This is a genomic window from Hymenobacter siberiensis (assembly GCF_018967865.2).
GTDB lineage: Bacteria > Bacteroidota > Bacteroidia > Cytophagales > Hymenobacteraceae > Hymenobacter > Hymenobacter siberiensis.
Genome location: NZ_JAHLZY020000001.1, coordinates 1505334 through 1530083, shown reverse-complemented (window position 1 = coordinate 1530083; position 24750 = coordinate 1505334). Strand labels below are relative to the sequence as shown.

Genomic DNA, 24750 nt, shown 5'->3' with positions numbered 1-24750 from the left:
GCTGCCGTCGAGCTGGACGCTGGAACAGTAGAGATGGGCCCCGTTTTCGCGCAACATCCTGAGCCAGAACCCTTGCCAGGACCCGTCCTTGCGCCAGGCATTAAAGTGGGCGTACACGCCCTGCCAGGTCAGGGATGCGCCCGTAAAAAACTGTTTGACCGGCAATAAGCGCCACTGACAGCCGCTTTTGAGCTTGTAGAGAATGACTTCTACCAACTCAACCGGCTCCACGACCGAGGGGCGGCCGTGGGCCGAGAAAGGGAGCGCGGGCAGAATCCATTGGCGAATCATATCTTTGGACAGGACTTCCATTAAAATGCGAAAAAAGGAGTGTTACACCTCAAATTTCGCGCTTTTTTGGGAGTCCTTTGACTTTCTAAACAGCTTCCTCGATAGTAATTAATGCTGTTGCAACGAAGCGGTAAAGATGCTTCGCTGCGCTCTGCATGACAATTTAGCTCAGAAATCAACCTCCCCCTCCCACATGAAACGAATTCCCCTGCTCCTCCTCGCCCTCGCCCTGGCTCCCGCCGCCCAGGCCCAGAAAAAGCCTACGCCACCCGCCACCCCTTCCGCCCAGAAGATGAAGCAGTACATCGATGGGCTGATGGCGAAGATGACGACGGAGGAAAAAATCGGCCAGCTAAACCTGGTTTCCGTGGGGTTCGACGTGACCGGGCCGGTGGTGAGCAAGGACGTTGATGCCAACATCCGAAAGGGACTGGTGGGCGGCGTGTTTAATACCTACACGCCCATTGCCGTGCGCAAGCTACAGGAAATGGCCATCAAGGAATCACGGCTGCACATTCCGCTCATGTTTGGGTACGATGTTATTCACGGGCACCGCACCATTTTTCCGATTGCGCTGGGCTTGTCGGCCAGCTGGGACCTGAAAGCCATTGAGCAGAGCGCCCGCATCGCGGCCGAGGAATCGACGGCCGATGGCTTGAACTGGGTGTTCTCGCCGATGGTAGACATTGCCCGCGACGCCCGCTGGGGCCGCATTTCGGAAGGTGCCGGCGAAGACCCCTACCTCGGCTCGCGCATTGCCGAGGCCATGGTGCGCGGCTATCAGGGCCCCGGCAACGATATGACGAAGGATAATACCGTGATGGCCTGCCTCAAGCACTTCGCCCTGTATGGCGCCGCCGAGGCAGGCCGCGAATACAACACCACAGACATGAGCAAGCAGCGCATGTACAACGAGTACCTGCCGCCCTACAAAGCCGCCGTAGCGGCCGGCGTGGGCTCGGTGATGTCGTCCTTCAACGACGTGAACGGCACGCCCGCCACCGCCAACAAGTGGCTAATGACCAACCTGCTGCGCACGCAGTGGGGCTTTCAGGGCTTCGTGGCCACGGACTACACCGCCATTCCCGAGCTGGTGGAACACGGCATGGGCACCCCCGAGCAAGTGGCTGCCCTGGCCCTGAACGCGGGCATCGACCAGGACATGGTGGGCGAGTCATTTCTGAACTACACAGCCAAAAACCTGCAGTCGGGCGCGGTAAATAAGGCCCAGCTCGACGCCGCCTGCCGCCGCATTCTGGAGGCCAAGTACAAGCTCGGCCTGTTCCAAGACCCCTTCCGCAACGTGAGCACCGAGCGCGCCACCAGCACGCTGATGAAACCTGAGTTCATTGCCGCCGCCCGCGACATTGCCCGCCGCAGCATGGTGCTTTTGAAGAACGAGCGCAGCGCCCTGCCGCTGAAGAAAACCGGCAGCATTGCCCTCATCGGCCCGCTGGCCAACCGGCAGCGCGATGTAATTGGCAGTTGGAGCGGAGCCGGCGACTGGCACCAGGCTGTGTCGGTAGAGCAGGGCCTGCGCGCCGCCGCGCCCGCACTCAAAATCACCTATGCCAAGGGGGCCAACATTGCCGACGACCAGCAGATGCTGGACCGCCTGCAAGCCCACGGCGGCGAGCTGGAGCTGGACAAACGCAGCGCCGAGGACATGATAAAAGAAGCCGTGCAGGTGGCCCAGGCCGCCGACGTGGTGGTGGCCGTAGTGGGCGAAAGCCAGGGCATGACCGGCGAGGCCGCCGCCCGCGCCGACATCGGCCTGCCCGGCCAGCAGCTGGCCCTGCTCAAGGCCCTGAAAGCCACTGGCAAGCCGCTGGTACTGGTGCTCATGAACGGCCGGCCGCTGGCCCTGCCCTGGGAAAACCAGAACGCCGACGCCATCCTCGAAACGTGGTTTGCGGGTACGCAGGCAGGCCATGCCATCGCCGACGTGCTGTTTGGCGACTACAACCCGAGCGGCAAAATCACGGCCACCTTCCCCGTGGCCGTGGGCCAGGAACCCATTTACTACAACCACAAAAACACCGGCCGGCCCTACACCGGCGTGAAGCTCGACAAGTACAAGTCGCGCTACCTCGACGTGCCCAACGAGCCGCTCTACCCCTTCGGCTTCGGCCTGAGCTACACCACGTTCACCTACGGCAAGCCCACGCTCAGCAACCCCACCATCGGCCCCGCCGAAACCCTGACCGTGAGCGTGACCGTGCAGAACACCGGCCAGATGGACGGCGAAGAAGTGGCCCAGCTTTACATCCGCGACCTGGTGGGCTCCATCTCCCGCCCGGTTTCGGAGCTGAAAGGCTTCCAGAAGTTGATGCTGAAGAAGGGCGAGAGCAAAACCCTCACCTTCCGCCTCACACCCGATGCCCTCAAATTCTACAACAACGACCTGAAATTCATGACCGAGCCCGGCGACTTCCAGGTGATGGTGGGCGGCAACTCGCGCGATGTGCAGATGGTGCCGTTTAAGCTAACAGCAAAGTAGCTCAGCGCTTTAGCAGCACGCTAGCCACCTCGCCCAGGCGCAGCGGGGAGCGCGAGGGCAGCCGGATTTCGAGGGTGATGCCGCCGGTGGTGTCGGTGGCAGGTGCGGCCACACCGGTTACCACGCGGGTGGGCCGGGCCGTGGCCCATACCCGCACCGAGTCGCCGGGCTGCACGTGGGTCGTCCTTTTGGCCAGCAGGCCCACCGGCACCAGCAGGAAGCCCTTCTTCGAGATGGTGCTGACCACAGTTGTAGGCGTCACGTACTGGCCCACGGTCACCTGCCGCTCGCCCAGAAAGCCGTCGTGCGGAGCTACTACGAAGTTGTAGTCGGCCAGCTTGGCCATCACGGCCCCGCGGTGCATGTACTCGCCGGGACTAAAATACACGTTACGGATACGGCCGCGCTTGCGCGACAGTACCGGCTCGGTGCCGCCAGCCCCCACGCGGCCCGTTAGGATGACGACCGTCGAATCGGGCACAACAGCGGCGGGCGCGGGGCCGGCGGCCAGGGTCGCGACCTCAGCCGTGGATTTCCACCACCAGCGGCGGCCCGCCACGGCCACAACAATCAACAACAGGACCAAGGCAACAAGGAGTGGTTTTTTCATGAGATTCGGGAAGGGCTCAGCAGCCGGAACGTGGGCGAAGCTTACCAGCATACGGTAAAAGCTGTCCGGTAGCTGCCCCGTCCAATTGCGCCTTGGTGCTCTCGGGTGCTCTTTCGGAGTTGCACTCCGAAAGCTCCAACTGCCGGGGACTTGTAGTCCCCAGTCGCTGCCCACCCACGGGCGGCGTATAACTCCGCAACAAGGCGACTTTTGGAGTACAACCCCAAAAGAGCAAAGCACTAAACTACTCCACCCGGCGCACGCGCAGATAGTCCAGCATGGCCTGGTTCACCTCGCCGTTCATGTTTTGGTTGGCGGGCTCGTAGGCCAGGGTGAGGGGGTGAGTGCCTTTTTCGAGGCGCACGAGAATGGGGTTTGAGAAGCCCCAGCTGCTCCACTCCTGCACGCCGCGCTGGGGCAGCACCACGGTGCCCAGCAGCGCAGGGCCGCGCCGCAGCGTGCGGATGGCGCACTGGTTGTTGGTATTGATGGGGCCGTTGCCGTTGGCGTAGCGGAAATCGAGCGCGTAAAGGCCAGTTTCGGGCACCGTGACGGGAATGGTGAGGGCCGGGTTTTTGGTCGTCGATATTTCGATAAAGCCCTTGCCGGCGTAGCCTTTGTAGGGCTGGGTGGCTTTGGGAGCCAAGGTTTCGAGCTGATTCTCGTGGGTGAATAGGCCGGGGCCGACGGCCAGCGGCTCGCTGGCAAATGACTGTAAACCTGCACGAGTCCTCGCAATAACCTGATACTCGTGGTAGCCCGCAAGGTCCGGGACAGAAAAATAGTCAAGTACTGCATCGTCGGCGGTATCGCTATCACCAACCACCTTCCCATTTCGCAAGATTAAGTAGAAGTTGGCTCCGTCTATTGGCTCCCAGTGCAGCTTGCCGTCGCGGTAAGTCACGGTGGGCGTTTCGGGGGCCACGGCATCGACCACGCGGTTCACAGGCTGAACGACGGGCACTTCGCTGCTGAGCACGATTTTCACTGCGTGCCGCCCGCTCAGGCTGGCCGGCACGGCGGCATCAACCAGCGGCTGGCCATCCAAGGTGATGCTTTTGATGGCGTTGCCGAAGCCCATCATCTCCACGTCGAGCACGGCCTTGCGGTACTTGAAACCAGTGAGCCGGCGCGCCCCCTGAAACGCCTGCGGCACGAAGGGCCGAAACACCAGCCGCTCACCCTCGTACCGCAGTCCAAACAGTACCTTATACACCAGCCCCAAGCTGCCCAACAGGCTCCAAAGCATGTTGCTGGAGTTGATTTGGGTGCCGGCATAGTCGCCGGTGCGAGCCACGAAATTCTCCTTATTCGTAAGAAACAGCGCTGCCGGCCGGTAGATAGCAGCCATGCTCTCAGTAAGCGACGCCTCGTTGCCGGCCTACGCGGCGGCCAGCGCCCAGAAGCTCTGCACGAAGGGCCACACGGCATCGTTATGGTACGGTGGGATGCCCGGAATCTGGGGGTAGATGCACGGGATACCGAAGGGCACGGTGGGAGTTTTGCTCACTACCTGCTGCGCCCGCTCGCCCTCGACAATGCCGAACAGCACGCACAGGGCCTCACCCAGCGCCTCGGCTTTGGGCGAGAGCACCAGCGCAGTACGGCCATACAAAAACTGGCCGTAATAGCCCTTGTCGGCCTGCCAAAGGTGCTGGTTGATGGCGTCTTTAATATTGGCGGCCTGGCGCTTGTGCTGGGCGGCCACGCCGGGCTGGCCAAGCCGGGCGGCCATCTGGGCCAGCACCACGTTGGCCTGGTAGTGCACGACGTTGGTGCCCAGGTTTTCACTCTGGTAAATGTCCACGGGCTGCATCCAGCGCGGGTAGGTCTGCTCGCGCCAGTCGAGAAACGACGACTCGCCGCGCACCAGGCCGGTGGCGGGGTCGTAGGCGTTCTGCACATCATCGGCAATGCTCTGCCGGATGATAGGATATACCTTGCGCAGCCAGGCCTCATTGCCGGTGGCCTGGTAGACTTCCCACGCCGCCGTGGCCCAGATAATGCGGTCGGTGGAGCACGGGTAGGCCCCGCCCGTGCCGGTGTCCTGAATGATGCGGCCGGTGGGGCTCACCTTGCGCATCAGGCTTTTCATGGCCACTTTCGGCTGCAAAGAAGCCTGCGCCAGAATAATGCTGTAGCTCACATCGCGGGTCCACACGCCGGCCCACTCCTTGCCGGTACGGAAGGTGCTATCCGGCTCCACGGCGCGGCGGGCTTCCTCCAGGGCCAGGTTGTAGAGGGCATCGGCGAGGGGATGGTCGGAAGAATATTGCGGGAAATCGGCGGTGTTAATGACCTTTTTCCAGCTGGCGGCAGTGGTTTTGGTGGCAGCGGGCTGGTTCAGGGTCAGCGTGGCTTCGTAGATGCCGTCGCCGTCCGGGTCCTTCATTTCCAGCTCCGGCTTGTTGGTCAGGTTGTCGAAATCCCAGCTCAGCGGCGCAGTGCCCCCGGCAACGTAAACGTGCTTGAAATCCTGCTGATATAGCTTGTCGCCCTTGAACATGGTGTAGAAACCCTGCTTCTTAAAATCCGCCAGCACCGGCCGCAAATCCAGCCGGATTTTAATCGGGGTATTGGGGGCCAGATAAGTATCGGCGGTGGCCGGCACGGCATCCACGTAGCGCTGCCCGAACACGATGGGCGGCGTTTCGATGGGCCCGCCGCCGGGCCGGGGCACGGCCACCAACAAATGGTTGAGGCCGGGAGTCATTTCATTATCCTTGCCGTTGATGCTGAACTTGAACTCGATGCGCGGACTCTGCCGGTCGTTGGCCGGGCTCACGTAGTTGGATACCAGCTCAGTGGCGGAGAGGGCGCGGGCCTCGTGCGGGCCCTGCACCACTTTATCGCGGTACAGGCGGTAGGCATCGGATTGCCAGATGGGCGTTTGCACGGCGGGGGTAGTGGTGGTGGTAGGCTCCATGGTCTGGCAGGCCGTGAAAAAGCCGAGGGTGAGCAGGAAACCAGTAGCGAGAGAAGTTGATTTCATCAAGGCGAAAGGCAGCGAAAGTAGCGGGAACGCACAAATCACGGCACTTATAACACGTCCAGCCGTTATCATGAGCGCGCTGCTTTTAATCAACTCCCTATGAAACGACTGTGTTTTTTGCTTCCGGCCCCGCTCCTGCTGCTGGGTCTGCTCCTACTCACCGCCCAAACCTCCAAACCCATGCCGCTGGAACAAACCCTGCGCGAATACCGCTGGAAGAAACGCGTGCTCCTGCTGGCCGCCCCTACAGCCGAACAAGCCGATTTTAAAGCTCAGAAAGCCCTGCTCGCTGCCGAAAAAGCCGGAATGGCGGCACGCGATTTCGTCGTACTGGAAGTATTCTACAACCAGCTTTCCACCACCGACCAGCAATTTCTCACGAAGAAAACCGGGGTTTCGCCCCCAGCATTTGCGGCCGTGCTCATCGGCAAAGACGGCGGCGTGAAGGAGCGAAGCAGCCATCCCATCCAGACCGCCATCCTGTTCGGCACCGTGGATAAAATGCCCATGCGCCGCGAGGAAATGCGGCAAAAGTAAAGCAACAGCCGCGTAGCGGCGATAGGTTTGTAGTTCCGATAACCGTTTACCCACTAAGCCGCGTAGCGGTGACAGAAACGCCCGCAAATCTGTCACCGCTACGCGGCTTTTGAATCACTTGAATCGTGATTCTCTACAAACCTGTCGCCGCTACGCGGCTACTTTTCAGCTCAGCGACTTCGTGAACCCCACCTTAATCTTCAATTGAAAATCGGCAATGACCTTGAAAATCTCCTTCAGCGTCACCTGCTCTACCTTGGTTAGGGTCTTGGGGTCGAGGTAATTATCGGGCGTCACGTTGTCGTTGATAATCTGGGCGGCCTGCTTTTTCAGGCGCACGCCCATGAGGTAGTAGTACGATTGCAGCAGCTCGTGGGCCTCACGCTCGGTGAAGATGCCCAGCACCTTGAGGGCCTCCAGCCGCTCGCCGGTGTTGGTGGCGAAAATGCGGTGCTTGAGGGCATACATCCGCACCAAATCGACGATGGGCGACATGGTTTTCTTGAGGTTGAACACCTGATGCGCGCCGTGGGCGAAGGTGCGGATATTATTGAAAAACGTGAGGGGCGGCTCGTATTGCAGCGCGTTCACGGCCATGTGGTGGAAGAAGCGCTCCACCGGCTTTTGCAGCTCCACGGCCAGGAAATCGTGCAGCTCGTCCATGATGGCGGGGTCGCCGTAGAGGTAGCGGCAGTCGAAGGAAGCGGCGAATTGCATGCCGGTTTCGGGGTTCGATTCGGTCATCCACGCCACGTAGTTGCGCTTCCAGTGCGAGAGCGAGTGCGTCCACTTCGGGTTTTTGGCCATGAAGCCGCCCTCGCAGTAGCTGAAACCGATTTCGTTGAGCTGGTCGCTCACCATCTCGGCGAATTTCAGGAAGTAGTCGCGCACCAGCTCGCGCTGCTCGTTGGCCTTGTCTTCGTAGATAATAGCGTTGTCCTGGTCCGTGAGCAGGGTTTGTTCCTTGCGGCCCTCGCTACCCAGCACCATGTACACGAACTTGGCCGGCGGTGGGCCAAGCTCGGCAATAGCCCCCTCAATCAACTTCAGGGCAATGGCATCCGACACGGTGGTGATGACCTGGTTCACGATTTCGGGCTTCACGCCCCGGTTCAGGAGCTGGTACACCATTTCCGGCACCTGCTCCCAGCGGCGCTTCAGCTCGGGCACGGCCTGCGCCTGCTTCACCGACTGAATGAAGATGAATGGCGACTGCGCCTGGTCGTCGGTCAGCAGCTTGTTGCGGCTCAGAAAACCCACGTACTCGCCATCGGTTTCGACCAGCAAATAGCGCGTCTTAGTCCTGAACATCAGCAAAATAGCCTCATACACAAACGCCCGCGAGCTGATGCTGACCACCGGCGCGTCCACAATAGTTTCGACGGGCAGACTAGCATCGGCGCAGGCGGCCACTACCTTGTCGCGAAGCGTAATATCCGTGACGTAGCCAATGATGTGGCCGTCCACGTCGGCATTGGTGATGAAGTAGCAGCTGGTGCGGGCGGCGGCCATGCGCCGGGCCACTTCGTGGATGGGCGTGTAGGCCGCGCACACGTCGAGGGGCCGCAGCTCCAGCGTCTCGATACGGCGCGAAAACAGTTGGTCCGAAGCCAGGTAGCTGGAGCCGCTGCTCGTGGCGGGCCGCACAAAGTGGGCGTACTCCTCGTTCAGCATGCGCTGCCCGTAGCGCGTGGTGAAGAAGTGAAAGAAGCTCTCGTAGCCCTGGCACAGCGCCAGAAACTCGCGCCGGTGCAGGAAGTACACGCGGGTGTGGCGCTTGGCCACCACCGTGCGCAGCGACTTCTTCTTGTTGAGCAGCAGCGAGATGCCTCCATAGCACTCGCCGCGCCGGGTGAATTCCACCACGCGCCGGTTCTGCTGGCTGTCGTAGAAAAACGTCTCGTACTCGCCCTCCACGATGATGTCGAGGCCCCGCAGTTTCGTTTCGTCCTGGTAGTAGATGACGCCCTCGCGGGGATGGCGCACTTCTTCCAGGCCCTCGGCTACTTCGGCCAGCACATCTTCGGGCAGGCGGTCGAAGGGCTTCACGGTGCGCAGGAAATCGAGTTTTTCGCTCATGGGGCAGAGTATCGAAGGTTTAATGGGTAAAAGTAGACCGTCATGCAGAGCGCAGCGAAGCATCTCGCGTGCATTACTAATTCATTCGATTGAGTCACTATCACAAGCGAGATGCTTCGCTGCGCTCTGCATGACGGTCTTCCATCTTCATTCACATCAACAAAAACACCGCCAGCAGCACCAGCGCCACGCCGGCCAGCAGCAGCCACGGCGCCACGCCAATACGCAACCGGCGCCGCAGCCGGCGCGCCAGCCGGGCCGGCTGCGTGGGCAGCCCGATGGGGACTTGCTGGGCAATTATTTCGTCGGTAATCACGCCCTGGGCCTGCATCTGGAAGTAGCAGCGGGCCGTGGCGCGGGCATCCACCAGGGCATCATGCTCGCGTAGCAGCGGCTCCTGAAACAGGCGCTGGTGCAGCTCGCCCAGCCGCAAAAAGCCCTGGGTGCTGTGGCGCAGCAGCGGCCCCGTGGCCCGCATGGTGCAAAACTGGGGCAGCTCCAGCAACGGGTTTTTCAGCCCGGCCCGGTGAAAGCCCACGCCCAGCATATGGAAATCGAGCTGCATGAAATGGGCCACCACGCGGGGCTTATAATGCAGCAGGTCGCGGTGCAGGCGCTGCATCACGGCGTGGCGCGAGCGGCCGTTGGCCTGCAAAAACGCCGCCGTGAGGCCATGGATTTTGCCCGACTCCGGGCTCATGTCGTAGTCGCTGGGGCGGATGTAGTGGTTTTCGGCCTTCACTTCCTGGCCATCGGGGGTGCATACTACCCAAGCCAACTGCACAATGTGCGGCCAATTGTGGCGGCTGGCGTACGGCTGCGTCCAGTCGCGCGGAATGCCCGATGTTTCGGTATCGACGAACAGCAGGTAGTTGCTCACGGGAACCGGGCGCGACGTTAGGGCCGCTGGTGCCAGAGCGACGATTCCCGCTTCATCAGCCGGGGCTGAATCACGATTTTGCGGGGGGCCTGCTCGTGCTCCTGCACCATTTCGAGCAGCAGGCGCATAGCGGCCAGGCCCATTTCTTCGCAGCACTGGTCCACCGAAGTCAGGTTGGGCTCGGTGAGCAGGGTGAAGCTCTCGTTGCTGAAACCCGACAGCGCAATGTCCTCGGGGATGCGCAGCTTGCGCTCCTTGAGCACGCGCATGGCCCCTACCATGGAAAAGTCGCTGGCCGAGAATACGGCCTCAGGCGGCTTGGGCAGGGCCAGCAGCTGCTCCATGCCGGTGCGGCCATCGGCCTCCCACATCTCGCTGAACAGCACCAACTCTTCCTCCACCGGAATGCCGTACTCCAGCAAGGCCTGCCGGTAGCCGCCAAAACGGTTGATGTAGATATTGAGGTGCTGCGGCCCGCCGAAGTGCGCAATGCGCCGGCAGCCCTGCTCCAGCAAGTGCTTGGTCGACTGGTAGCCGCCCTGGAAATCGTCGAGCTCCACGGCGTTCACCTCCGGGCTATCCAGAATGCGGTCGAAGAACACCAGCGGAATATCGCGCTTCTTAATCTTGTCGAAGTGCTTGTAGTCGTGCGTGGTACGGGCCACCGACACCATGATGCCATCGACCTGCGCGTTAATCATCGTATCTACGTTCTTCTGCTCCTGGCCGTAGTCCTCGTTCGACTGGCACAGCAGCACGTTGAAGCCGGCGCGGTTGGCCACGGCCTCCGCCCCCTTCATCACCTGCGAAAAAAAGTACCCATCGATGTGCGGCACGATAACGCCCAGCGTGTTGCTGCGCCCCTTGCGCAGGGCCGCCGCCAGGTGGTTGGGCTGGTAGTTGAGTTGTTCGGCCAGTTTCCACACGCGCTTGCGGGTGGCTTCACTAATGCGCGAATGGCCGCTGAGCGCCCGCGAAACAGTAGAAACGGCCAAGTTTAGCTCCTTGGCAATGTCCGAGATAGAGGCGCGTTTTTGAGCCAAAGCGGAAATAAATTAGTGAGTGCGGGGCTAAATGTAACCCACTGGTACCATAACACCGATGAAGCGCGGAACGTTAACGGCAATTATTGTTTCTGATTTCGGGCGGGCTACGCGCCTGGGCCGGGCTGACCGGGAACGACCTCACGACGCCGCCCGGTCTGACCGCCTAGGGCGGTCAGACCGGGGGACGGCGCCCGGCGGCAATAAGCCTATTGAGCGGCCTTATAGTGTACTTCCGACTGCTCGCGCAGCCGCCCGGCGCTGAACTCGGGCGTGATGTCGCGCTGCGGGTCGCCCAGCAGCTCGTAGCCCACCATGAATTTGCGCACCGTGGCCGAGCGCAGCAGCGGCGGGAAAAAGTGCATGTGCAGGTGCCATTCGGGGTGCTCCTGGCCGTCGGTGGGGCGCTGGTGCAGACCGGCCGAATATGGGAAGGAGATGCTGAACAGGTTGTCGTAGCGAATGGTGAGACGGCGCAGCATGTCGGCCAGCGCGTCGCGCTCCTCGGGCGTGAGCTGGGTCACGTCCTGCACCGGGCGGCGGGCAATGACGATGGTTTCGAACGGCCACACGGCCCAGAACGGCACCAACACCACAAAATGCTCGTTTTCGATAACGACTCGCTCCTTTTGCTCCAGCTCGATTTTCAGGTAGTCGCTCAGCAGCGTGCGACCGTGCTGCTGGAAATGGGCCAGCTGCTGCACCGTTTCCTTGGCGGGCTCGCCGGGCACGGTGCGCTGCGCCCAAATCTGGCCGTGCGGGTGCGGATTCGAGCAGCCCATCATCGCCCCCTTGTTCTCGAAAATCTGCACGTAGTTGATATCCGGCCGCGCCCCGAGCGTCGTGAATTCCTCCACCCAAAGGTCCACCACCTTGCGAATGGCGGGCGCTTCCATCTGCGGCAGCGTCAAATCGTGGCGCGGCGAGAAACAGATGACGCGGCAGATGCCCGACTCCGCCTCTGCCCGCAGCAAGCCGCCTTTGGTGATGCCGCCGGTAGGTACGTCGGGGGTCAGCGCGCCGAAATCATTATTGAACACGAAGGTATCGGTGTACTGCGGGTTCACCTCGCCGCCCACGCGCACGTTGCCGGGGCAGAGGTAGCAGGTGGGGTCGTAGGCGGGGCGCTGGTCCGGCGCAGTTTCTTCCTGCTGGCCCTGCCAGGGGCGCTTGGAACGGTGCGGCGACACCAGCACCCATTCGCCCGAAAGGGCATTAAAGCGACGGTGCGGGTGCTCGGTGGAGTCGAAAGAAGACATAGGAGTTGTTTAGAAAGTCACAAAAGGTACTCAAACGGTCATGCAGCGCGCAGCGAAGCATCTTACTCGCATCGTTGAACGGGCCTGACGATGCGAGCAAGATGCTGCGCGCTGCATGACCGTTCGGGGACTTTCTAAACAGCTTCTTAACAAGTATTTTTAGAACGGTGTAGAGACGCAATATTTTGCGTCTCGTCGTTGCTGATGTTATTTAGTTGTTTGTGCGAACGGCACGGCTCCGGCCGTTCAACGCGGGTCGTTCAACGACGAGACGCAAAATGTTGCGTCACTACACCGCCACCGCCCCTACTCCACCCACAATCGTAGTCTGGCAGGTTTCCAACGTCATCCCGAATTTTTCCCGGTACGCCGCGCTCACGCTGGCAATAAACGCCGCCACCTTATCGGGCGCAACCAGGTTGATGGTGCAGCCGCCAAAACCGCCGCCCATCATGCGCGAGCCGAACACGCCGGGCGCTTTCCGGGCTGCCTCTACCAGCACGTCAAGCTCCTCGCAGCTTACCTCGTAGTCGTCGCGCAGGCCGGCGTGGCTGGCGTACATCTCCTGGCCAAAGGCGGCCAGGTCGCCGGCTTCGAGGTGGCGGCAGGCTTCTACTACGCGAGTGTTTTCCCGCACCACGTAGGCGCAGCGGCGGAACACCGTGGGGCCCAGCTCGTCGCGGTGGGCATCGAGCTGGGCCAGCGTGGCATCGCGCAAGGCTGCGATGTGGGGGTAATGCTGCTGAAGCACCGCCACGCCGCGCTCGCACTCCTGGCGGCGGGTATTGTAGGCGGTGCTGGCCAGGCTGTGCTTCACGCCCGAGTTGCAGAGCACGATGCGGCAGGCCGTGGTATCGAAGGGGAAATGTTCGTAGTCAAGCGAGCGGCAGTCGAGGCGCACGACATGGCCGGGCCGCCCAAACAGGCTGGCAAACTGGTCCATGATGCCGCACTGCACACCGGCGTAGGTATGCTCGGCCAGCTGCGCAATGCGGGCCAGCTCCATTTTATCGAGGTTGGTACCCAGGAAATGATTGAGCGCGAAGGCCAGCCCGCACTCCACGGCGGCCGACGACGACATGCCCGCACCCATGGGTACGGTGCCGGCAAACACGCAGTCGAAGCCCGGCACGGCGTGGCCGCGCAGCTGGAACTGGGCCGCCACGCCCAGCAGGTAATTGGCCCAATGCGTAGCGCTGGAGCTGATTTCGACGGCTTTGGCCAGCTCAAAATCCTCGCCCAAATCATAGGCCACTAGGCGGATTTTCTCGGTCCCATTCAAGCCCACGGCGAAGCTCATTTCCTTGTCCACGGCGGCGGGCAGCACGAAGCCGGCGTTGTAGTCGGTATGCTCGCCGATGAGGTTGACGCGGCCGGGGGCGCGCACCAGCAGCGGCGCGTAGCCAAAGCGTTGTTGAAAATCGGCCTGAACGGCCTGAATGAGTGGAGTAGGCATGGAAAATCGGTGGGAAAAAGACCAGACAAAAACCGAATGCAAACGAGGCTATGGAATTACGCAACGGCGGACCAAGTGGACAGCCAGACGCCTTTGCGAGCCGAAAAGTACAGCTTGGCGCGTACATTTGCACAATCGTTTGTGTAAAGTATCCGGTCCTTCCTGCGCAGTGTACTGGCTGTTACGGCGAACCGTTTTTATAACCTTCGGTTCAACATCGGGCCGGCTGCCCAGTTGGCGCAGCTTCGTTTCTCCGACGTTTTTCGCTTGTCTGTTTTTCGACATTTCCCTTTGCGTATGCCTCTCCGCCTTTCGTTTTTGCTGCTGCTCGGCGGCTTTCTTCAGGTGCTTAGCGCTCCGGCAGCCACGGCTCAAAAGGCGGCTAAATTGCCTTCGGGCGATGTTTTTGTGGACAGCAAGGGCGTGCTGCGCTGGCAGAAAACCCGGCAGGAAGTAGCCCTGTTCGGGGTGAACTACACCGCGCCCTTCGCCTACTCCTACCGGGCCCACCAGAAGCTGGGCGTGAACGTGGAGCAGGCCATCCGGCAGGATGTGTACCACCTGGCCCGGCTGGGTGTCGATGCATTTCGGGTGCACGTCTGGGATGTGGAAATTACCGATACGACCGGAAATCTGCTAGAAAATGAGCACCTGCACTTATTCGATTTCTTGGTGAATGAGCTGAAGCAGCGCGGCATCAAACTCATCCTTACACCCATTGCCTACTGGAATAATGGCTACCCCGAAAAGGACTCGGGCACTGGCTTTTCCAGCATCTATTCCAAGGGCGAAGCCTACACCAATCCGCGCGCCATCGCGGCTCAGGAGCGGTACCTCAAGCAGTTTCTCAACCACCGCAACCCCTATACCAAAAACCTCAACCGCGAAGACCCGGATATTCTGGCCTTTGAGGTGTGCAACGAGCCGCGCTACCATAAGCCCGAAGCCCAGGTAACCATTTTTGCCGACCGCATGGCCGCTGCCATTCGGGCCACGGGCTGCCGCAAGCCGGTGTTCTACAACATCTCGGAAAACCCCGATGTGTACCAGGCCATCCTCAACGCCAAAGTTGATGGCCTGACTTACCAATGGTACCCGCAGGGCCTGGTGAGCAACCACACGCTGCACGGCAACTTCCTGCCCTACGTGGACCAGTACCCCATTCCGTACCGCACAGACGCGCGCTTTCGGAGCAAGACGAAGATGGTGTACGAGTTCGAGTCGGCTGATATTATTCAGCCGGTGATGTACCCGGCAATGGCCCGCAGCTTCCGCGAGGCCGGTTTTCAGTGGGCCACGCAGTTTGCCTACGACCCCATGGCCATTGCTTACGCCAACACCGAGTACCAAACCCATTACCTGAACCTGGCCTACACGCCGGCCAAGGCGCTGAGCCTGCTCATCGCGGGCAAGGCGTTTCGGAGCGTGGGGCGCGGGCAATCGTTCGGGCGCTACCCGCAAGACTCGGTTTTTGGCAACTTTCACGTCAGCTACCGGCTGGGGTTGAGCGAGCTGAACTCGCCCGAAGAATTCTACTACACTGCCAACACCGGCACCGCGCTCCGGCAGCCGGCCCGGTTGCAGCACCTGGCGGGCGTGGGCTCGTCGCCGGTGGTGCGCTACGGCGGCACCGGCGCGTATTTTCTGGATAAGCTGGCCCCCGGCGTGTGGCGGCTGGAGGTAATGCCCGATGCCGTGGCCATCCGCGACCCATTCGAGAAAGCCTCACTGAGCAAGCCAGTAACGCAGATTTCGTGGAACGACCAGCCGCTGCAAGTGTCGCTGAGTGACCTCGGCCGCAGCTTCACTATAAAAGGCCTGAACGAGGGCAACGCCATCCAGACCCAAGCCGCCGAGGGCTGCGCCACCGTGCGCCCCGGTGTGTACCTGCTGGCCGCGTCCGGCAAATCCACGGCCGCCTTCACGGCCCAAACAGCCTTCAATCACATCAAGCTGGGCGAGTTTGTGGCCCCGAAACCTACCGAGCTGGGTCCGCAGGTGCGGCACACCGCGCCGGCCCAGGCCACGGCGGGCCAGCCCCTGCGCATCAGCGCTACCATCAGCGGCCTCGTGCCCACCGACAGCGTGTTTCTGGTGGCGCAGCACTACTATGGCCCCACGCGCACCCTACCCATGACCACCCGGAGCTACGCCAATTTAGAGGCCACCGTGCCCGCCGAGCTGCTCTATCCCGGCCAGCTCCGCTACTGGCTGGTGGTGAAAAAAGGTGCGCAGGCGCTTACGTTTCCCGGCGGCTTTAATGGCCAGCCGCGCGACTGGGACTTTGCCCATAATGAGCACTACGAAGTACCCATTGTGGCGGCTGGCGCGCCGCTGCCGCTCTTCCAGGCCAGCCGCGACCAAGAGCGCATTGAGGCCCATGGGCTGGCTCCGATGAGTTGGACCGACTACGTGACGCTGCCCAACGGCACCCTCGCCCTGCGCCTTGTGCAAGGCCCGCCCCGGCCTAACCAGCCCGTTACTACCGGCCCGGCCGCTAGTCTGCGGGCATTTTTCGGCGATAAGCTGGCTGGCCGCACCACCGATTTAGCGGATTTTACGACTGTCGTCGTGCGGGCCCGCAGCAGCCAGCCCAATACCAGCGTAAGCCTCACCCTGACCACGAAAGATGCCGTGGCCTACGCCGCGCCGCTGGCGCTGAGCACGGAGGTGCGGGAAATCCGGCTGCCGCTCAGTGCCTTCCGGCCGGCGGCGCTGCTGCTGATGCCCCGGCCCTACCCCGGCTTTCTGCCGCTGCACTACCAAGCTCCCGGCGCGGGCAGCCTGAAAATTGCGGAGGCCGAAGTGCTGCATTTGACCTGGGATGCGGCCAACGTTACCGGCAGCCCGGCGAATGTGGATATAGAGTCGATTTCGCTGCAATAGCGGTTCTGTCAGACTGAACGAATACTTTTCTCAATGATTACATAAAACCCTCTACGTTAGCTAATTAGCTCGCCAACCATCCCCACCGCTATGATGAGAAGCCTACTTTTGTTGCTGATAATGGGGGCCCTTACCGAGCTGCCGCGCCACGCGGCCGGCCAAACCCCCGCTGCTTTTGCCAAAGGGGCCGATGTGAGCTGGGTGAGCCAGATGGAGGCCGCCAACTACCGCTTCTACAACGAGGCCGGCACGCAGCAGGACCTGTTTCAGCTGCTGCACGACCACAACATGAACACCATCCGGCTGCGGGTGTGGGTGAACCCGGCCGGCGGCTGGAACGGCAAAAACGACGTCATCGCCAAGGCCATCCGAGCGCACAACCTGGGTTTCAGGCTCCTCATTGACTTTCACTACAGCGACTCCTGGGCCGACCCCGGCCAGCAGACCAAGCCCGCCGCCTGGGTGGGCCACACCCTGGCCCAGCTGCAAACCGACGTGTATAACCACACCTACAGCATTCTCGACTCGCTGAAGACTAACAACATCGTGCCCGAATGGGTGCAGGTGGGCAACGAAACCAACGACGGGATGCTCTGGCCCGAAGGCCGCGCCTCGACCAACATGGCCAACTTCGCCAGCCTCGTCGACCGGGGCTACGCGGCCGTGAAGGCCGTGAACCCCACCAGCAAGGTTATCGTGCATATTTCCAACGGCTTCAATAACAGCCTGTTTCGCTACCTGTTCGATGGGCTGCGGAATAACAATGCCCGGTACGATGTCATTGGCATGTCGCTCTACCCCACGGCCGCCAACTGGCCCACGCTCACGGCGCAGTGCCTCACCAATATGAATGACATGGTAAGCCGCTACCCCGGCAAGGAAGTGATGGTGGTAGAAACCGGCATGCCCGCCAACGTGCCCATTCCCGCACAGCAAATGCTGCTCGACCTGATGGCCAAAACCCGCGCCGTGCCCAACAACAAGAGCTTGGGCGTGCTCTACTGGGAGCCCCAGGCGTATAACTGGATGAGCTACGGCCTAAGCATCTGGAACAGCAACGGCCAGCCCACCGGGGCCATCAATGCCTTTCTGAACAACCCGCCTAGCCCCGGCCTGGTCTACAACCCGGGCTTGGAGTACACCGCTGCCACCCAAACGCCGCTGGGCTGGAGCACCGCCACTACCGCCGATGCCGACGCCGACCTGACGCAGAACTACGGCTACGCCAGCACCTACCAGCTGGCCCACCAAAAAGCCACCGCCTACCAGGTGCGCACCTACCAGCTGCTCGCCAACGTACCCAACGGCACCTACACCCTGCGCGCCTGGGCCCAGAGCAGCGGCGGCCAGGCCCAGTGCCAGCTCTACGCCAACGGCTTCGGCGGCACCGAGCTGGCTACCACCCTGCCCACCACCAGCACCTGGACGCAGGTGCTGGTGAGCGGCATTGTGGTGAGCAACGGGCAGTGCGAAATCGGGCTGCGCTCCGATGCCCACGCCGGCGAAACGGCTGGCATTGATGACGTAGAATTCGTATCTTCATCCGTAACCTCTTCTTTGCCTGGTGCTTCCGGGGCAGGCTTCACGGCCCAAGTATTTCCGAACCCGGCCCCAGGGGCCCGCACCGTAGCCCTGGTGCTCGACCGCGACGAGACCGTGCAGCTCACGCTCTACACCCTCACGGGGCAGCTGGTGCGCACCCTCACGCCGGCCCAGCACCTCACGCGGGGCGCGCATCAGCTTTCGACCCACGAAACCGGAATTGCGCCCGGCACTTACCTCCTGAAAATAATGCATGGCGACCAGGTTACGATGCGACAATACGTGCAGCTGTAGCCGCCTGTCACGCCCACCGCTTTCCATCATTTTCATCCTCAAACCCACTTTTAAAAACCCACCATCATGAAAATCTTTACGCTTGCAGCGATGGGCGCCCTCACAGTCGCCTCGCTCACTGCCCACGCGCAGTTCACCCTCGATGGCCAGGCTACGGCTGCGGAAATTGGCACTGGAGCTGGCAAATACCAGCTGGCCGGCAGCTAAATCGGCAATCATCTCGCCGACCGGGGCCTGAAAGCCCTGTACATGGGCTACACCGCCACCACGCTGAATATTCTGGTGGCCGGCTCGGCCGAAGCAGCCACTTCGGGCAGCTACCGCGCCCTCGTAGTGTACCTGAACACGCCGCTACGCAGCGGTGCTCCGGCGGGGGTGCAGCTGGGCGGGGCCGATAACCAATCGCCCCTGAAGCACCGGCCCACGTTGGATATGCAGACGGACTACGGCTTCCGCGTGTCGGCTGGGCCCGGCGCTACCGATGTCTATTTCAGCAACGCCTCGTACATCACCGGTACCGGGGCACCCACGGCCGGCACCGATACGTACACCGGCTCGGGCAACAAGAACGGTACCGTGGTTACCTCCTCGGCAACCGTGTTGCCCGGCACCCGATTTGCCTACCTGAACACGGCCAGCCTCACGGCCAACACCGGCAATGCGGGGTTTGAGATTGAGATTCCGCTCGCGGCCCTGGGCACGCCCCTGCTCACCGCCGGCAGCCGCCTCGACCTATTTGCCGCCTACACCGACGGCGACGGCATCTTCTTCTCCGATGTAATCCCACAAATCACCGGCCGCACCACCACCCTTGGCGCCGACCCGAACTTCACCACCATCCCCGGCACGCAGTCGGTGGCGTTCTCGCTGGGCGCGGGCGGGCTGGCCAGCCGCAACGCCGTGGCCAGCAGCCTCCATTTCCAGGTGTACCCCACTTCGGCCACGTCCACCATTGCCTACACCGTGCCGGCCGGCCGCCAGCCCGTGGCGCTGGCCGTGTACAACGCCCTGGGCCAGCGCGTGCGCGCCCTGGCCGATGCCGAGCAGGCCGGCAACCAGCAGTTTGCCCTCGGCAGCCTGCCCGCCGGGACCTACCTGGTCCGGCTGCAAATCGGCGACCAGCTCACCAGCCGAAAAGTGGTGGTGCAGTAGCTTTGGCAAGGTCAAAAGGCAAAAAAGGCGGCTCCACTACGGAGCCGCCTTTTTTACTGATTATGAAAGGATTAGGCCACCAGGGCCTGAATCTCGAATCCGGCGTCCTGCACGGCTTTCACAACCTGGGCGGCGATGGCCGTAGGGGAATTGACCGTGAGGATTTTATCGGCATTGGCGGTATCAACCTGCCAGTTGTTGGCCCCAACTTCCTGGTTGAGCCCGGGCGTGACGGCCTTGATGCAGCCGCCGCAGTTGATGGTGGTTTTGAAACGAAGCGTTGACATGGAATACTCTACCCTACTATTTTTCAGGTACAAAAACGGGGCAGCCCGACCTTTGGGGTTACGACACCACCAAAAACCCGTTCTGCCCCGTGAAGCAACACTTCGCCGCTAAAATTACGACGCTTTTGCAGCAGGCCCCGTTTGTGGGCCACTTGTCCCGCCAAAAGTTTGTGGGCCAGTTTATTCTTGGCCTGATAAAGAGCCGCAACGTGCAATTCGGCGAGGTGGCCCAGCACCTCAATGACGCGGCCAAGCCCGCCTCGAACGAAACGCGCATTCAGGACTTTTTCCGCGAAGTAGACCTCAATTACGTACTGGTGGCCAGGATTTTACTGAGTTTGTTGCCTGCGCAGGGCAAGCTGCGCTTATGCCTCGACCGCACGGAGTGGGACTTCGGCCAGTGCCAAGTGAACATCCTGCTCGTCACCGTCGGCACGGGCGAGGTCCACGTGCCCCTTTATTGGCACCTGCTCGACAACCGCAGCGGCAACTCCAACGCCGCCGACCGCATCGCGGTGCTCGAAAAGTGCCTGGCCTTGCTGGGCAAAGACCGCATCGGCCTGGTCGTGGGCGACCGGGAATTTGTCGGCCATGCGTGGTTCAAGTGGCTCAAAGACAATGGGCTTAATTTTGTCATGCGCCTGCCCAAGCACCACTGCCTGACCCACGCCGACGGCCGGCGGCAGGCCGTGGCCGACCTGGGCCTGGTGCCGGGGCAGGTGCGCCGCTTCGCCCACGTGCAGGTCGACGGAGTCTGGGGGCAGGTCTGGGTCAAGGCCGTGGCGGCGGACGCGTTTGTCTTCCTGTTTGCCACGGCCGGTCTGAACCACCTCGAGCAACTCTATGCCAAGCGCTGGACGATTGAGCAATGCTTTCAAAATCTGAAAGGGCGGGGCTTTAACCTGGAAGCCACCCACTTGCGCTGTTTCCAAAAGCTGCGCAAGCTCGTGGCCCTGGTCAGCCTGGCCTACGCGTTTTGTCTGGGCGTGGGCGCGGCCGCCCACGGCGGCCGCCAGCCCATTGCCCGCAAAAACCACGGCTACCGGGCCGCCAGCCTGAGCCGCCACGGCCTCAATCTGCTCCGCCAACTCGCCCGCCCGCTGACCCTGCCCGAGGACCCATTGGCCCGCTTGGTTGAAACGCTACTGAACTGGATTACGAGGCAACTTGCTAAAAATCAATTACTAAAAATAGTAGGGTAGAGTAGACATGGAATTGACCAGTTAAGCAGTGGGAAAGCGCCCGACCTTTGGTATGGGGACGACACTGTAAAATTATGACTACAGCCCCCGCTGGCGGGCACAGAATTCCTATGCAAAGCTGCAGAATTCTGACACGAGCGGCTTGCAGCTACGATTTTTTGACAAGCTCCATCTCGCAGGTGGGGCACTTGCCGGGCTTGCTGCTTTGGCTGCCGGCGCAGCCCATCGGGCATTCATAGCTGGCTTCGGCCACGGGCGTGGCGGCGGGCGTAGTCGTAGCCGGGGCGGCGGCGGACTTCGGGCTCTCGCAGCTGCTCAGCAGCAGGGGGGCTGAACAAAGGGCAGCCAGCAGGAAAGCGGGAATTTTTGGAAACATCAGGGAGTCCGGAAGAAGAAAAAGCAAGGAAACTACCGCCGCGGCAGTAGCGGCAGCCGAACGGCAAATTTAAGGCGTAAGGTTCCGTTTGGGCTGCTCACGCCGGCGGCTTAGCACCTATTCGAACAGGCGTTTGTCATTCCGACGAAGGAGAACTCTGACGACGGCTCTTGCCTGGTTTTGCTCAGATTCCTCCTTCGTCGGAATGACAAACGCCATTTTCCAACGGCCGCTTACTCGCAGCCGCGCCCGCCGGCGTCGTCGGGCTGCTCGTCTTTGCGCTTACTGCGGGGCGTGTCGCCCGCGTTGCCGAAGCGGTAGGTGAAGCCCAGGTACACAATGCGCGACTCGCGCTTGTTGCGGGCCAAGGACTCGAAGCCGGGGCCGTAGGCGTTGAAGTTGAATTGCAGGGTATTGTAGATATCGGACACCCGCAGCGTGATGTTGCCCTTGTCTTTGAGCACGCTCTGCTTGGCGGCAAAGTCGGCGCTGAACTGGGTGAGGCGCTGGCCCAGGGCCGATACCACCGGCGAGCGGTAGTTGGCCAAGAGCTGCAAATCGAGTCAGACCACTAGATACTGAACTGCTGGTGCTGGGAGCCGGTGGTCTGGTCGCAAAAATTCACATCCGAATTCACCCCGACATTGTACTGCACGGGCATGTAGATGGCGTTGGCGGTTAGCTCGCGGCGCTTCTGCGCGGGCCACAGGCGGCGGTAGTCGAGGCTGAAATCGGCCGGCTTCGCGGTGCCAGCGTTGGTGACGTAACGGCTGTATTGCCCAGCGGCGGCGTAGCGCCGGTGCTCAGGTTGGTCTGGGTCGAGAGGATATTTACCCGGTTATCCTGGGTGTTGAAGCGCGGCTGCACGGTCAGGGTCAGGGTCTGGTCGGGCGTGAGGGCGTAGTCCAGGCCCAGGCGCACGGCGTGCGAAATGCCCTGCGATACGCTGGTGCGGTCCTGGTTCAGCACCACGGTGGTATCGGCGCGGGTGGTGCGCTGGCGCACCGAGCCGTAGCCCGTGCGCCGGTCGTCGCGAAAGTCGTAGGAGCCGAACACGTTCACCTTGCCCTTGTGGTAGTTCAGGCCCAGGGAGGTGTTGTACTTCTGACCGGTGCCGGCGGTGGCGCTGGCCTGGCCGTTCCAGCCATCCTGGCGCTCCTTTTTCAGCACGATGTTGGTGACCACTTCAATGGTCTGAATGGAGCTGGCCGGCAGTTGGGCGAGCGTGACGCCGGTGGGCTTGCCGTCCACAAAAATCCTCACATTCGTCGAGCCGCGCAGGCTTACCGCGCCGCTCTGGTCCACCGTCACGCTGGGCACGTTCTGGAGCACATCCACGGCGGTGCCGACGGTGGCGGTAAGGTCCTTGGTCACGTCGATTACCTTTTTGTCGAGGTTATCGGTCACGATGGCGCGCTCGCCCTTCACCACTACTTCGGCCAGTTTGGTGGCGGCCACGCGCAGGCGCAGCGGCCCCAGCTGGAGCGTGGGCGCAGCAGCCGTGAGGGCCACGGCGCGCTGCCCGGGGCAGTAGCCCACCACCGAGGCCCGCAGCACGTAGCTGCCAAAAGGCACTTTCTCGATGACAAACGCGCCGGTTTCCAGCGTCTGTGCGCCGGCTACGAAGCTGGAGTCCGTGGCCCGCAGCAGCACCACGCCGGCGAAGGGCAGCGGCTCGTTGGTGGCCGCATCGAGCAGCCGGCCGCTCACGGTGCCACTAGCCTGCGCCCGGGCAGTGGATGGACTGGCCAGCATTGCCATCAACAACATCCCACCCCAAAACTGCTTTTGCCCCAGCCCAATGGCGCGGGCACTAAAAAACCGCACGAGGGCGGCGAGTAGACGTTTCATATCCCTTAGGACTTACGCACTTCAAAAGCTATGCAACCTGAAAATCAACGACTTGCATTAAAGACATATATTTATTGTATTGCTGTTTTTCAGTTGGTTAGTGCTTCAACTGCGTAAGTCCTATCCCTAAAAGTCATCGATTCACTGGCGTAAATGACCCCATTCCCCCGCACTAGCTGCTTGCAGCCCCAAAATCGCAGTCCGAACCTGTGGCAATTCTGTGCCGTGCTGCCGTACCGTGGACGCTGCGAGTCCGCGCGTCTGGCGGTCTATGCGCTTGAACCGCCAGACGCGCGGACTCGCAGCGTCCACGGTACGGCAACTACGGCTTAGCAAAGCGCGGGTCGTGGGTGAACGTGGTATCGGTGAAGGTGCGCAGGAAGGCCACGATTTTGGCCTTTTCGTCCCGGGTAAGGCCCAAGGGGTGGCCGGCCCCGAGCTTGTTATTGCTGCCGTTCAGTATCAGCGGGTCGAGGTTGGGGCTGGCGGTGGCAATGTGCTCGTTGTAGTGGCTCAGCACGCTGTCGAGGTTGGGGAAGCGGCCGTCGTGCATGTAAGGGGCCGTGAGGGCGATGTTGCGCAGAGAGGGCACCCGGAACTTGCCATTGTCGGTGGGCTTGCCGGTTTGCGCGCCCAGGCCCAGGTCGGTGAGGGTGGCGTCGAGGCCGTTGTTGCGGAAGGCGTGGTCGGTTTGCAGGCTGCCGCCGTGGCAGTCCTGGCAGTTGCCGCCCCGGATGCCGGCCGGCCCGTCGGGGTGCGTCACGAACAGCACCAGGCCCTGCTGCTCGTAGCTGGTGAGGGCGGCACGGTTGCCGCGCTGGTACTGGTCGTAGCGCGAGTTGCTAGATATCAGGGTACGCTCGAACTGGGCCAGGGCCTTGAGCAGGTTATCCTCCGTAATCGTGCTGCTGCCAAAAGCCTTACGGAACAGCGGCGGGTAGGCCGCTGTGGCTTGCAGGCGGGCCACGCCGGTGACCAGCGACTGGTGCATCTCCACAGGGTTTTCGATGGGGATGCGGGCCTGGGCTTCGAGGCTGCTGGCGGCACCATCCCAGGTGAGCAGGGGCTCCCAGGCCAGGTTGGCCAGCGGCATGGCGTTGCGCAGCGTGGTACCGCCGTTCACGCCCCGGGCGTGGGCCAGCCCGTCGGTGAAGGCCAGCTCCTGGCGGTGGCAGCTGGCGCAGGAAAGCGTGCTGTTCACCGACAGACTTTTTTCATAGAACAACTGCCGGCCCAGCGCCACGCCTTCCACCGTCAGGGGGTTATTGGCGGGGGTGGCGGGCAGGGGCGGAAAGTTGCCGGGCACCGTCAGGTTATAGGCCGTGGGGGGCACTACCGGACCTTCCGGGTCCACGGTGTCGCGGTCGTGCTGGCAGCCGACCAGGGCCAGTAGGCCGGCGCACAGCCACGCGGCGGTTGTTTTCGTAGCCTTCCGCATTTGGGTATTCAGGAGTAAAGAGTGGTTAATGGGAAGGCGGAAGAGCTAAGTTAAGAGTTAAGAGGGATGAGCTTG

The 24750-nt window shown here is 61.8% G+C and carries 20 protein-coding genes and 1 pseudogene; 7 read left to right on the top strand and 14 right to left on the bottom strand.

From position 1 onward, the window contains the following. Window positions 1-78: 78 nt before the first annotated feature. Window positions 79-291 (bottom strand): annotated as a pseudogene (locus tag KQ659_RS06815) (transposase); the annotation flags it as partial. 193 nt (window positions 292-484) lie between these two features. Here KQ659_RS06815 and bglX point away from each other — a divergent pair. Beyond that, on the top strand, window positions 485-2791 hold the full coding sequence (gene bglX / locus KQ659_RS06810; protein ID WP_216689514.1) for a beta-glucosidase BglX: 2307 nt from the start codon (window positions 485-487) through the stop codon (window positions 2789-2791). Between the two features lies 1 nt (window position 2792). On the opposite strand, the gene KQ659_RS06805 is transcribed toward bglX, so the two are convergent. The 3 genes from KQ659_RS06805 to KQ659_RS06795 form a co-directional block, all read right to left on the bottom strand. Then, window positions 2793-3401 carry an HlyD family efflux transporter periplasmic adaptor subunit gene (locus KQ659_RS06805; RefSeq protein WP_216689516.1) on the bottom strand — a complete coding sequence of 203 codons (609 nt, stop codon included), beginning with the start codon at window positions 3399-3401 and terminating at the stop codon, window positions 2793-2795. A gap of 244 nt (window positions 3402-3645) precedes the next feature. Further along, window positions 3646-4752, bottom strand: coding sequence for a carbohydrate-binding protein (locus KQ659_RS06800; RefSeq protein WP_226915623.1), 1107 nt, complete (start codon window positions 4750-4752; stop codon window positions 3646-3648). Between the two features lie 30 nt (window positions 4753-4782). After that, window positions 4783-6393 carry an alpha-L-rhamnosidase-related protein gene (locus tag KQ659_RS06795; protein WP_226915624.1) on the bottom strand — a complete coding sequence of 537 codons (1611 nt, stop codon included), beginning with the start codon at window positions 6391-6393 and terminating at the stop codon, window positions 4783-4785. 99 nt (window positions 6394-6492) lie between these two features. Here KQ659_RS06795 and KQ659_RS06790 point away from each other — a divergent pair, with 99 nt between their 5' ends. Beyond that, window positions 6493-6930 (top strand): DUF4174 domain-containing protein, encoded by a 438-nt coding sequence (locus KQ659_RS06790; RefSeq protein WP_216689518.1) that lies wholly within the window; start codon window positions 6493-6495, stop codon window positions 6928-6930. A 165-nt stretch (window positions 6931-7095) separates the two neighbouring features. Here the strand turns inward: KQ659_RS06790 and KQ659_RS06785 are convergent, their stop codons facing one another. The 5 genes from KQ659_RS06785 to galK all read right to left on the bottom strand — a co-directional run bounded on the left by KQ659_RS06785 (window position 7096) and on the right by galK (window position 13647). Beyond that, window positions 7096-9009 carry a DUF294 nucleotidyltransferase-like domain-containing protein gene (locus KQ659_RS06785; RefSeq protein ID WP_216689520.1) on the bottom strand — a complete coding sequence of 638 codons (1914 nt, stop codon included), beginning with the start codon at window positions 9007-9009 and terminating at the stop codon, window positions 7096-7098. A gap of 151 nt (window positions 9010-9160) precedes the next feature. Next, the gene (locus KQ659_RS06780; protein ID WP_216689521.1) at window positions 9161-9889 is read right to left on the bottom strand and encodes a 3'-5' exonuclease; all 729 of its coding nucleotides are present in this window, start codon (window positions 9887-9889) and stop codon (window positions 9161-9163) included. A 17-nt stretch (window positions 9890-9906) separates the two neighbouring features. Then, entirely contained in the window at window positions 9907-10932 is a 1026-nt protein-coding gene (locus KQ659_RS06775; protein WP_216689522.1) for a LacI family DNA-binding transcriptional regulator, read from the bottom strand. Between the two features lie 209 nt (window positions 10933-11141). Continuing rightward, window positions 11142-12191 (bottom strand): UDP-glucose--hexose-1-phosphate uridylyltransferase, encoded by a 1050-nt coding sequence (locus KQ659_RS06770; RefSeq protein WP_216689523.1) that lies wholly within the window; start codon window positions 12189-12191, stop codon window positions 11142-11144. 289 nt (window positions 12192-12480) lie between these two features. Beyond that, the gene (gene galK / locus KQ659_RS06765) at window positions 12481-13647 is read right to left on the bottom strand and encodes a galactokinase (protein ID WP_216689524.1); all 1167 of its coding nucleotides are present in this window, start codon (window positions 13645-13647) and stop codon (window positions 12481-12483) included. Between the two features lie 297 nt (window positions 13648-13944). Here galK and KQ659_RS06760 point away from each other — a divergent pair, with 297 nt between their 5' ends. From KQ659_RS06760 to KQ659_RS06745, 4 genes are all read left to right on the top strand, one after another. Beyond that, entirely contained in the window at window positions 13945-16533 is a 2589-nt protein-coding gene (locus tag KQ659_RS06760) for a cellulase family glycosylhydrolase (protein WP_216689525.1), read from the top strand. A gap of 90 nt (window positions 16534-16623) precedes the next feature. Then, the gene (locus KQ659_RS06755) at window positions 16624-18369 is read left to right on the top strand and encodes a glycosyl hydrolase 53 family protein (RefSeq protein WP_216689526.1); all 1746 of its coding nucleotides are present in this window, start codon (window positions 16624-16626) and stop codon (window positions 18367-18369) included. Between the two features lie 66 nt (window positions 18370-18435). Next, on the top strand, window positions 18436-18576 hold the full coding sequence (locus KQ659_RS06750; protein WP_216689527.1) for a hypothetical protein: 141 nt from the start codon (window positions 18436-18438) through the stop codon (window positions 18574-18576). A gap of 42 nt (window positions 18577-18618) precedes the next feature. Next, window positions 18619-19521, top strand: coding sequence for a T9SS type A sorting domain-containing protein (locus KQ659_RS06745; protein ID WP_216689528.1), 903 nt, complete (start codon window positions 18619-18621; stop codon window positions 19519-19521). Window positions 19522-19592: 71 nt separating this feature from the next. Here KQ659_RS06745 and KQ659_RS06740 read toward each other — a convergent pair whose 3' ends face one another. Further along, on the bottom strand, window positions 19593-19808 hold the full coding sequence (locus tag KQ659_RS06740; RefSeq protein ID WP_216689529.1) for a heavy-metal-associated domain-containing protein: 216 nt from the start codon (window positions 19806-19808) through the stop codon (window positions 19593-19595). An 89-nt stretch (window positions 19809-19897) separates the two neighbouring features. On the opposite strand from KQ659_RS06740, the gene KQ659_RS06735 reads away from it, so the two are divergent. Then, window positions 19898-21010 carry an IS4 family transposase gene (locus tag KQ659_RS06735; protein ID WP_216688119.1) on the top strand — a complete coding sequence of 371 codons (1113 nt, stop codon included), beginning with the start codon at window positions 19898-19900 and terminating at the stop codon, window positions 21008-21010. Window positions 21011-21158: 148 nt separating this feature from the next. On the opposite strand, the gene KQ659_RS06730 is transcribed toward KQ659_RS06735, so the two are convergent. From KQ659_RS06730 to KQ659_RS06715, 4 genes are all read right to left on the bottom strand, one after another. Then, on the bottom strand, window positions 21159-21386 hold the full coding sequence (locus tag KQ659_RS06730) for a heavy metal-binding domain-containing protein (RefSeq protein WP_216689530.1): 228 nt from the start codon (window positions 21384-21386) through the stop codon (window positions 21159-21161). 233 nt (window positions 21387-21619) lie between these two features. Then, complete coding sequence (locus KQ659_RS06725; RefSeq protein ID WP_216689532.1) at window positions 21620-21934, bottom strand: outer membrane beta-barrel protein; 315 nt, start codon at window positions 21932-21934, stop codon at window positions 21620-21622. A gap of 130 nt (window positions 21935-22064) precedes the next feature. After that, the gene (locus KQ659_RS06720) at window positions 22065-23237 is read right to left on the bottom strand and encodes a carboxypeptidase regulatory-like domain-containing protein (RefSeq protein WP_216689534.1); all 1173 of its coding nucleotides are present in this window, start codon (window positions 23235-23237) and stop codon (window positions 22065-22067) included. A gap of 322 nt (window positions 23238-23559) precedes the next feature. Beyond that, window positions 23560-24675 (bottom strand): cytochrome-c peroxidase, encoded by a 1116-nt coding sequence (locus tag KQ659_RS06715; protein ID WP_216689536.1) that lies wholly within the window; start codon window positions 24673-24675, stop codon window positions 23560-23562. Window positions 24676-24750: the final 75 nt, after the last annotated feature.